The sequence below is a fragment of the Shewanella sp. UCD-KL21 genome, assembly GCF_001957135.1.
Lineage (GTDB): Bacteria > Pseudomonadota > Gammaproteobacteria > Enterobacterales > Shewanellaceae > Shewanella.
Genome location: NZ_MPHK01000061.1, coordinates 1 through 978, shown reverse-complemented (window position 1 = coordinate 978; position 978 = coordinate 1). Strand labels below are relative to the sequence as shown.

Sequence of the window (978 nt, the reverse complement as noted above, 5' to 3'; positions counted from 1 at the left end):
CACCAAAAAGCTATTTTAAATAGCAAATGGTATGTTCTTTGAAAACTAGATAACAGTGTAGCTCATATTTTTTAATTTTTAGTTTGGTTAAGTTAGAAAGGGCGCACGGTGGATGCCTTGACACTAGGAGTCGATGAAGGACGGGACTAACGCCGATATGCTTCGGGGAGCTGTAAGTAAGCTTTGATCCGAAGATTTCCGAATGGGGAAACCCACTATACGTAATGGTATGGTATCCTTATCTGAATACATAGGGTAWGGAAGACAGACCCAGGGAACTGAAACATCTAAGTACCTGGAGGAAGAGAAAGCAAATGCGATTTCCTGAGTAGCGGCGAGCGAAACGGAACATAGCCCAAACCAAGAGGCTTGCCTCTTGGGGTTGTAGGACATTCTATACGGAGTTACAAAGGAACGAGGTAGACGAAGCGACCTGGAAAGGTCCGTCGTAGAGGGTAACAACCCCGTAGTCGAAACTTCGTTCTCTCTTGAATGTATCCTGAGTACGGCGGAACACGTGAAATTCCGTCGGAATCTGGGAGGACCATCTCCCAAGGCTAAATACTCCCTAGTGATCGATAGTGAACCAGTACCGTGAGGGAAAGGTGAAAAGCACCCCGGAAGGGGAGTGAAAGAGATCCTGAAACCGTGTGCCTACAAATAGTCAGAGCCCGTTAACGGGTGATGGCGTGCCTTTTGTAGAATGAACCGGCGAGTTACGATCCCGTGCGAGGTTAAGCTGAAGAGGCGGAGCCGCAGCGAAAGCGAGTCTGAATAGGGCGTTTAGTACGTGGTCGTAGACCCGAAACCAGGTGATCTACCCATGTCCAGGGTGAAGTTCAGGTAACACTGAATGGAGGCCCGAACCCACGCACGTTGAAAAGTGCGGGGATGAGGTGTGGGTAGCGGAGAAATTCCAATCGAACCTGGAGATAGCTGGTTCTCCCCGAAATAGCTTTAGGGCTAGCCTTAAGTGTA

The 978-nt window shown here is 48.7% G+C and carries 1 rRNA gene; it reads left to right on the top strand.

Annotated elements, in window-relative coordinates:
• Positions 1 to 85 precede the first annotated feature (85 nt).
• Positions 86 to 978, top strand: a 23S ribosomal RNA gene (locus BM739_RS19840); the annotation flags it as partial.